Source organism: Rhodocytophaga aerolata (genome assembly GCF_030503435.1).
Classification (GTDB): Bacteria; Bacteroidota; Bacteroidia; order Cytophagales; family 172606-1; genus Rhodocytophaga; species Rhodocytophaga aerolata.
In genome coordinates this window covers 99,107-107,439 of the sequence record NZ_JAUKPO010000024.1, presented here as the reverse complement: position 1 = coordinate 107,439, position 8,333 = coordinate 99,107, and the positions used below count along the sequence as shown (strand labels likewise).

General features: G+C 39.7%; 6 protein-coding genes. 5 read left to right on the top strand and 1 reads right to left on the bottom strand.

Going from position 1 to position 8,333, the window contains the following annotated elements; translation table 11 throughout:
• The first annotated feature begins 645 nt into the window (after positions 1-645).
• From Q0590_RS27435 to Q0590_RS27415, 5 genes are all read left to right on the top strand, one after another.
• Entirely contained in the window at positions 646-981 is a 336-nt protein-coding gene (locus Q0590_RS27435) for a P-II family nitrogen regulator (protein ID WP_302040842.1), read from the top strand.
• A gap of 81 nt (positions 982-1,062) precedes the next feature.
• Entirely contained in the window at positions 1,063-2,412 is a 1,350-nt protein-coding gene (locus tag Q0590_RS27430) for an ammonium transporter (protein ID WP_378410553.1), read from the top strand.
• Between the two features lie 416 nt (positions 2,413-2,828).
• The gene (locus tag Q0590_RS27425) at positions 2,829-4,070 is read left to right on the top strand and encodes an outer membrane beta-barrel protein (RefSeq protein WP_302040841.1); all 1,242 of its coding nucleotides are present in this window, start codon (positions 2,829-2,831) and stop codon (positions 4,068-4,070) included.
• A gap of 88 nt (positions 4,071-4,158) precedes the next feature.
• Positions 4,159-5,559, top strand: a complete 1,401-nt coding sequence (locus Q0590_RS27420) for an ammonium transporter (RefSeq protein ID WP_302040840.1) — start codon at positions 4,159-4,161, stop codon at positions 5,557-5,559.
• 322 nt (positions 5,560-5,881) lie between these two features.
• A complete protein-coding gene (locus Q0590_RS27415) occupies positions 5,882-6,463 on the top strand; it encodes a DUF4468 domain-containing protein (protein WP_302040839.1) in 582 nt (193 codons plus the stop codon).
• Between the two features lie 132 nt (positions 6,464-6,595).
• On the opposite strand, the gene Q0590_RS27410 is transcribed toward Q0590_RS27415, so the two are convergent.
• Positions 6,596-8,128: a DUF4394 domain-containing protein gene (locus Q0590_RS27410; protein WP_302040838.1), complete on the bottom strand. Its 1,533-nt coding sequence runs from the start codon at positions 8,126-8,128 to the stop codon at positions 6,596-6,598.
• Positions 8,129-8,333 lie beyond the last annotated feature (205 nt).

Below are 8,333 nucleotides of genomic sequence, written 5' to 3'. Positions count from 1 at the left end.
AAGCTAATTCATTTTGAGCCCTTTATGCTTTTACTAATCCATAGTTCACGTTAAAGTATAGTAAAAAAGACTGCTACTCATATAGCAGTCTTTTTTATTTATATATATCCTTCATGAAAATATTTTTTTTGCTATATGGCTCTCCATTTTTTTACTAATGCCCTCCTAATTTTAACTTTTTAGAATAACACCCTAAAATTTTAACCCGTTTTTCAAAAAACACATTAGTTTTTCATTTTTCCTCTCATTTTACTTTGCCCGTTTATGTATAAGCCTTGGGTTATGTTTACAAAGAGTTGTCACGGATATATAACTTATTGATTATCAATGAATTTATTTATTAAATCATTAACCTATAGCCCATAGCAAGTACATAGATAGAATGAAAAACATAGCTATTTATTGAAATAACACAATTAAATGTTGTTAAAATTTTATATCAGAAAAAAATTACTTTTTCCATAAGCCCTTCAATTTTTAAGTAAAATTTCATTTTTCATCAGTATTTTCTGTAATACCCCTAATATTTTATTGCACTTTTCCCAAATAATGAAGAATTTTATAAAAACACCTGTAAATTTCTGCCATACAACATTTGGTTTTAATATTTTTTTATATACTTTTGTTACAATCAATACGCTACTTATGAAGAAAATAGAAGCTACCATTAGATCTTCCAAGTTTGACGAAGTGCAAGACGCCCTTCACAACATCGGAGTCGATTATTTTACCTATATGGAGGTGAAAGGAGTTGGCAAACAGAAGTCAGAAGTTTTTTACAGAGGAGCCCATTATGATATGGGATCTATCCCCAGAATTATGATGGACATTGTAGTTCCGGAAGAAAAAGTAGATCAGGTAGTAGAATGTATTCTTAAGGCAGCTAAAACCGGTGAGATTGGCGACGGCAAAATTTTTATCTATGATGTAGAAAAAGTAATCCGTATCCGCTCCGGTGAGGTAGGAAAAGCCGCCTTATAATCTCCCCATCCTTACAAAAACACAAGTCAATTTATAACCCAAGCACAATTATTCAACCTAAATCTTTACTCCACATTTTCTATGGACAATCTGGTAATTCAAGTCTTGCAAGCTGCACCCCAAGTGGTGGCAGCAGCTTATCAGGAAACCTCTGCTGCTGTAACCGAAACTGTTAACACTGCTGCTGTTACGTTATTTACTGTAAATAACGTATGGATGATGGTAGCCACAGCCCTTGTATTTATCATGCACCTGGGTTTCGCTTCCCTGGAATCCGGCTTAACTAGATCTAAAAATACGGTAAACGTCCTTTTTAAAAATACAATTACTCCTGCCATCGGCTTACTCACCTATGCATTTGTAGGATTTGGCCTTATGTACCCAGGCTTTGAAAATGGTGTATCCATGGATGTCTTTGGTTTTTCAGGCTTTGGGCTAAGCCTGCCGGAAAACGGAACTACCAGCGAGTATAATCCTGGGTATACTTTCTGGACAGATTTCTTATTCCAGGGCATGTTTGCAGCTACCTGTGCTACCATTGTATCTGGTGCAGTAGCAGAAAGAATTAAACTGGAAGCTTATGTGGTGTTTACTTTAGTATATGTAAGCCTGGTGTATCCGATTATTGGTAGCTGGAAATGGGGATATGGCTGGTTAAACACCATCGGATTCTATGATTTTGCCGGTTCTACCTTGGTACACTCTGTAGGCGGATGGGGAGCTTTAGCCGGTATATTAGTATTAGGCCCAAGAGTAGGCAAGTACATAGATGGCAAAATTAATCCGATTCCTGGTCACAGCATGCCTTTGGCCGTATTAGGTGTATTTATTTTATGGTTAGGCTGGTTCGGATTCAATGGCGGATCTGTTCTCTCTGCTGACCCAGGATTAACTTCCTTAGTATTGGTAACCACTTCGTTAGCTGCTTCTGCCGGTGCTATCGGTGCCATGCTTACTTCATTCTTTATCTTCAAAAAGCATGACCTGAGTATGGTACTCAATGGTGTATTAGGTGGCCTGGTAGGCATTACAGCGGGTGCCGATCAAATGGGTGTTCTGGACTCGGTGGTAATTGGCCTAATCTCTGGTATGCTGGTTGTTTTTGCTGTGGTTATGTTCGACAAAGCTAAAATTGACGATCCGGTAGGTGCCTTATCTGTTCACCTGGTATGTGGTGTATTCGGTACGTTAGCAGTTGGCTTGTTTGGTGCAAAAGCTGGTGTATCGCAGTTCATCAACCAGTTGATTGGTGTAGGTGCTGCTGGTGCTGCCTCGTTTGTATGTGCATTCGGTATTTTCTATGCCATCAATAAAACTATGGGTGTTCGGGTAACCAAGCAAGAGGAAGTAGAAGGCCTTGATGTATTCGAGCATGGCATGGCTGCATACTCTGGAACCAACGTAACAAATGAAGTTGTAGCTGTACAATAAATATGAGATAGGGCAGATTTTTGGTAAGCGATGTATTACGCAAAATCTGCCCTTTTATATACTATAAATCTAAGTAACACAAACAGCATTCCTTTGACCCTACATATTACCTAGCTTATTTTACTGATTTAATGATATTTAAACTTTTTGAATTTTATTGAGGAGGCATAATTAAGTAGCAGGTTATTATCTTACAAACCTCACATTAACTGATTGTGTAGAGAACCCGCTCCTTACAGTAACAAGTCCAACTCAATGAGTGACAGGATAAAAAGCTTATTAATTTATGCTGTACGCTTACTAGCTTCACAATAGCCAGCAACCTTTAAGATATTTCATACTAGCAATAAACTTTAATTTCCGGTAGAAATTCTGCCGGCCTAGCATGCTTTTACCCAACCTCTTATCCAAACACTATGAAAAAAGTTTTATATTTTGCCATGTTGCTCTGCTCCCTGGCTACAACCAAGGGATTCACTCAAGCTCAAGATTCTACTGAGACAGACAAATCAACTTTCTCAATCTCAGGTTACATCGATTCTTATTATTTTACCAACTTCAATCGCCCAGCCTCACGAGATAATATGGGCCAATCTGGCGTAGGAAGAGGATTTGACAGAAGGGTAGACCAGTTCTCCCTGGGGATGGTACAAACTATTTTTAGATATACTAACCGTAAGTCTGAAATGGTAGCTGACTTAGCCTTTGGCCCTAATGCACAATATGGTAATTACGGAAATGTTCCAGTGCTGGAACCCCGATATGGCTATGCTATTGGCAATGATAATTTCTCTGCCATTCTGATCAAGCAGGCATATTTTAAATACAATGCTACTGATAAGCTAAGTTTTACATTAGGTCAATTTGGAACACATATAGGCTATGAACTGATAGATGCGCCGCTAAATTTTCATTATTCCATCAACCACACTTTCAATAGCGGAATCCCCTTTTACCATACTGGCTTAAAGGCTAACTATGCTATAACTGATTATATGTCGCTGATGGTAGGCGTAGCTAATGGATTTGATTATATGTATGATAATAACCGGGCTAAAGCAATTATTGGTCAATTAGCTGTATCACCTGCGGATGGATTTAATATCTACTTCAACTACATGTATTCCAAAGAAGCCAATGCAGATTCTTTGGGCAGAACCCCTAACGGAAACTTTACAGTGTATGACTTAAATGGCTCTTATCAATTAACCGATAACTTCTTGTTAGGATTCTGGGGTATGATTGGAACGCAGAAAGGCGTTCTAGGTTCACCAGGTACCTTTATTCCTGCTGATGACGATACAGATGAGCTAAAAACGTGGGGTGGAGTTAACTTATACGGCGTATATACCTTCTCCGACTTGTTTAGTTTAGGCTTCAGAGGTGAGTTTTTCGATAACACTTCAGGTGCCCGTGGTTTACGCAACATCGACTCTTTCGGTACGGCCCGCGGCGCACGTGCTACTACCTGGACGCTTACAGGAAACTTCACTTTGGCAGATGGTCATATTTTACTAAAACCTGAACTACGTCTTGATAACTTCAATAAGATAGACGGTGCTTCTGAAGTAGCCTCCCAACAATTTATGGATGCAGATGGCAACTTTACCAAAAACTCTCAGACGACGTTTGGTATGGCGGCTATTTATAAGTTCTAAAACGAAATCTGGTAGAAATGACTAAGAAATGACTAAAATGTCTGTTTAGATATTTCTACCAGATTAGAAACAATATTACTTACCTATTATGCAAAAACCTTCCTATATTCCACTGCTTGTACTGCTTATTTTAAGTGTGGTTGCAGTGCTATTACCTGCGGTGCCTTCTACTATCGTTACTGAAGGTCTTAATTCCGGTGATATTGCCTGGATGCTTACTGCAGCTGCTATGGTATTATTAATGACTCCCGGACTGGCTTATTTTTATGGGGGAATGGTCAACCACAAAAACGTAATTTCTACTATGTTGCAAAGCTTTATTGCCATGGGAATTATGAGTGTATTATGGGTGACTGTAGGTTTTAGTTTAGCGTTTGGCGATTCTCTTGGCGGAATAATTGGTAACCCTGGTACCTTCTTTATGTTTAGAGGTGTAATTGAGAGCAAACCCTGGTCGCTGGCTCCAACCATTCCACTAATACTTTTCGCATTCTTTCAATTGAAGTTTGCCATTATTACCCCTGCCCTTATCACCGGTTCATTTGCAGAAAGAATCAACTTTAAATCCTACATTCTATTTATCTGCTTGTTCAGCATATTTGTGTATGCACCTATTGCCCACTGGACATGGCATCCGGAAGGTTTCCTGTTTAATTTAGGCGTACTGGATTTTGCAGGGGGTACAGTAGTACATATGTCTGCCGGATGGGCCGCTTTGGCTACTGCACTCTATTTGAAAAGAAGAAAAAGCCATGAATCCAATACTACTTTGCCTCCGGCCAATATACCCTTTGTTTTGCTAGGAACTGGTTTATTATGGTTTGGCTGGTTTGGCTTTAATGCAGGTTCTGCCGTAGGTGCTGCCCCCTTAGCGGCAATTGCATTTGCAACTACAAATACCGCTGCTGCTGCTGCAGGTTTGTCATGGATTTTGTTTGACTGGTCTAAAGGTAGAAAGCCCTCTGCATTAGGATTTTGTATAGGTGCAGTTGTGGGTTTAGTTGCCATTACACCAGCTGCTGGCTTTGTTACTGTACCTTCTAGTATTTTCATTGGCACGGTAGCCGGCATTGTAAGTAATATGGTGGCACACTTACGCTCAAAATCTAAGCTAGACGATACGTTGGATGTATTTCCTTGCCACGGCGTAGGTGGTATGGTAGGAATGTTAATGACTGGTATTTTTGCCTCTAAAGCAATTAATAGTGCTGTAGTAGATGAAGGACTAGCCTTTGGTACCACCACTTTGTTTATCAATCACGTAATTGCCTTGGTTATTGTATCCATCTTTGCATTTGCTATCTCTTTTGCTTTATTAAAAGTAACAGATATGATCTCTCCGTTGAGAGTATCTGAAGAAGACGAAAAAGTTGGTTTAGACATTAGCCAGCACAATGAAAGCTTGCTCGAAAATACTGGCATAGATTACTTTCCTCAAGAAACGGTCTCTGAAGAGCGTATAGTGCGACCTAAAGGTAGTTTAGTATGAGTTTATTAACAATCACCTATTACATTTGAAGATATTCTTGCTTTTGTTTCGTTAATATATTCGACTTCTGAGATTTATTAGATATCAGCAGTTTATTGCTTAATCAGCAAACAACCAATTGCAGTATACCAGACAATACAGTGACATATCATTTAATGAGCATCGTACATAGTACACCTGCACTGCCTTGAACACGATATGGCCTGTATTGCCTGGTGCTGTAATATTTGTGAAGTGACCTCTTCAAGAATGTTTGATTGCCTTCTTGCTTATTCCTGATAGCTATATTTGATAATTTTTTTTAACATAGCTTATGCTTACTATGAAACAATTGTGCACCATTATTTTAGCTCTTTGTTGGTTTAGCGCATTCCCACAAACCCAGTTTCCACTGGATGATCAGAAGAAAATTGCATTTATGGAAGTAGTAAAAGCAGATAGCCTTTCTGAAAAAACCCTTTATAGTAATGCAAAAACATGGTTAGTTGCGAATGGCTATCATATCACCAGCTCTCAGGCAGATTCGCTTGCCGGAAAATTAACGGCCACGACTGAATTACCTGTATATGCCAGAGGATATCTTTTTAAAAAGATCCATGGGAAAATAGCCTATACAGCCACTATAGAGATTAAAGAAAATAAATACCGGTATAATTTCAGCCATTTTGTGTTCCAGTATCACAAAGAAGACAGGAATTATAAAATGGTTCCTACTGGCAAAACCAAGCCTCTGGAAGAAGAAAATGCTTCCGGATGGCAAGCTTTATGGGAAAATCATCTGAAATATACTTACACCGCTGTGAATAACAGCATAGCCACACTAAAAGCAGCGATGCTTGCCAAACCAGAAGTAAAAAAGGAACCTGCTATAACAGCTAAAAAATCTACTTCTGCAGATTGGTAACTACCAGATATCAGCTACCCCTCAACTAATTTCCTACCTTACTTGTGCTATATACAGCATACTATTAATCAATCTTTAAGTAATCCCTGTCAAGCTAGAGAGGCCTGACAGGGATTAACAGTGTATAAAGAGTTAAAAGCCCAAACCTATAGCAAAGCCTTGCACGGAATAGGAGAAGTTTCCCACTTCTTTTGCTGAACCAGTAGCCGTATCTATGGTATAAAGTTTAGTATTACTTCCGGAACTTAGTAAAGCATAGCCAATACCTTTTGTGCCGCTAATATCAAACCCATTGGCCGCTTCTACATTTACACCCAAGGCGCCTACTTCTACCAGAGTGCCATTATTCGGCGGATTCTGCAGATACAATTTATCGGTGTTTGTATCTATATTGAAGAGCATAGTGGCAGTAGCTCCAGCAAAATTGTTCGTGTACGCAGAAGCTGTAACAGCCGGTGTTCCAGGATTCAGCATTCCATCCACTAATACCGAACCATCATTGGGATTGTAGCGCAGATTCTGTCCGGTATTGGAAATGATACGGATACGGTCAACAGTGGGATTGAAGTCAAATCCGAAATGAGTGCCTTGCAGAGGTACACTCAATGTACCATTAATGGCAGCAGCCCCTGATGAAGTATTAAGCGTATAAATTGTACCAGATGTTCCTAAAGCAAACAGTTGTCCATTCAGCGGACGGAAATCAATACCTGCAATTTTATCACCCGGAGTCATGCCAGAAATAGGTTTGGATACTGTAGCAGCTGTATTATTGGGATTAAATACCAGCAAATGGTTGGTGGCATCTACAGCATAGGCAACAGGTTCGGTAGGTATAGCAATACCAGTATACATGTCATCTTTGGTAAAGCTGGTAATTTTTTTAGCTTTTCCATTAGTCAGATCCACTGTAAATAAAATAGCTTTTTTGTTTACCTCAAATAATCCAAGGGCCGTACCATCTTTAGCCGCAATATCAAAACCCCCTTCCCCTTCTATTTTCAATCCTAAAGAACCTACTTCTACCAGTGTTCCGTCATTCGGCGGTATTTGTTTGAACAATTTCTGTGTGCTAAGATCCAGATTATATAAGGTAGTAGAAGTGGCACCAGCTATAGTATTGTCATACGCAGAAGCAGCTAGTTGAGCACCTGCCTGTCCGTTAATTGGTCCATCTACAGCTGCTACAGCTCCTGTTTCCGGATTCAACCGCAGATTTTGTCCGGAACTGGTAACTACCCGGATGCGGTCTACAGTAGGATTAAAGTCAAATCCGGCAATATTTCCCTCAAGCATTGGAGAAAACGGATCTGAGCCGATCATCCTGGCACTACCTGTTTCAGGGTTTATCACATACAACCGGCTGGTGCTGCTCAGGCCGTACAATTGGCCAGTAGCCGGACGGAAATCAATGGCTAGTATCTTCTCTCCAGCCTGCAAACCTGTAATAGTAGCCGAGTTAAGTACCTTCTCCGGATTATCAGTCGAAATTTTATCCAGCGATACACCACTGGCTAAGGCATAGAAAGTAATAGATAACTTATCGGGGTTGTTGCCAGTACCTGGGAAGGGGAAATTTAATAAGTCATCTTTCTGGCAGGCTGCTAATGCAAGCATAAGCATAGTAACGGCTAATCCTTTGTGGAGCTTGAAAAGTTTTTTCATAGATAAAAGATTTGATGGTTTTAATGGATTGTGCGATACCTACGTCCTGAATGATAAAGCGGATTGTATGGCAGAAAAATAAGTTAACTACCCTCTTTTCCATGCTATAAATTTTCAGCGGATGGCAAGCAAGTATTTACATACATAGTCAGGTAGCCTGCTTCCCCCTTCCGGCAACTCTGCGTATATTTGAAGCTTTACAACC

Excerpts from the sequence above, each read along its gene's own strand:
- Q0590_RS27435 (WP_302040842.1), top strand. The coding sequence starts at position 646 with ATGAAGAAAATAGAAGCTACCATTAGATCTTCCAAGTTTGACGAAGTG.
- Q0590_RS27430 (WP_378410553.1), top strand. The coding sequence starts at position 1,063 with ATGGACAATCTGGTAATTCAAGTCTTGCAAGCTGCACCCCAAGTGGTG.
- Q0590_RS27410 (WP_302040838.1), bottom strand. The coding sequence starts at position 8,128 with ATGAAAAAACTTTTCAAGCTCCACAAAGGATTAGCCGTTACTATGCTT.
- Q0590_RS27420 (WP_302040840.1), top strand. The coding sequence starts at position 4,159 with ATGCAAAAACCTTCCTATATTCCACTGCTTGTACTGCTTATTTTAAGT.
- Q0590_RS27425 (WP_302040841.1), top strand. The coding sequence starts at position 2,829 with ATGAAAAAAGTTTTATATTTTGCCATGTTGCTCTGCTCCCTGGCTACA.
- Q0590_RS27415 (WP_302040839.1), top strand. The coding sequence starts at position 5,882 with ATGAAACAATTGTGCACCATTATTTTAGCTCTTTGTTGGTTTAGCGCA.